Here is a 698-nt window from a genome sequence, read left to right as displayed (position 1 = left end):
TGCCTGAGACGGCGCGTTTTGCAGAACACCCGCAGCAGTGGGGCCATATCCACTGGCCGGAAGCGCTTGACGCTGAATCAAGGACGGCACCGTAAGCGACTGGAAAAATAAATATAACGGTGAGGATGCGCTTTCATTAACGCTTAATAAAAAGGATGAATGAATATTATGGCTAAAAAACCAGGCAATAAAGTAAAACGTCGCGCATCACTGTCCGCCTCTGACAATAAAAAAAAGGAACAGCATACAGCAAACGTTGACACGCAACGCCCCAAAAATCCTTTTTATCGCCGTTCCGTACTGATCCCGCAGGCGAAAAGATGGCAGGAGGATCTGCCGGTTCAGTGGCTGGAGCATGATGTTGAACCCAATGCTATCTGGCTGAATGAAAAGAATGATATCTGGCTGGAAATTCCCCGTTATGAGAATCAGATCTCATGGGATTGGGGAATTGGATTGGCATTTATGATAATCGTCATTTTTATATTTTTTTCATCTTCTCTATTGTATTTTTCGTTTTTTGAAATAATGCCTTTGTTATTTTTTGATTTCATTCTATTCTCTTTGTTTTTATTTGTTATAAAAATGTTCTGTAATTCTCCGCGCGGTACGCCCGTGCGCCTAAACCGTAAGCGGCAGAAAGTCTATATTTACGAACATCACCGCAGCAGCTGGAATCCGTGGATAGACTGGCCGGT

Annotated in this window: 1 protein-coding gene; it reads left to right on the top strand. The window is 43.4% G+C overall.

The annotated features are described in order from the left end of the window. Positions 1-168: 168 nt before the first annotated feature. A partial coding sequence (locus OGW16_RS02005) for a DUF6708 domain-containing protein (RefSeq protein ID WP_353655678.1) occupies positions 169-698 on the top strand: 530 nt, incomplete at its 3' end.

The organism is Citrobacter sp. Ce104 (assembly GCF_030334595.1).
Lineage (GTDB): Bacteria > Pseudomonadota > Gammaproteobacteria > Enterobacterales > Enterobacteriaceae > Citrobacter > Citrobacter europaeus.
Note: the sequence above shows the minus strand (reverse complement) of the source record. Positions and strands in the feature narration are given on the sequence as shown.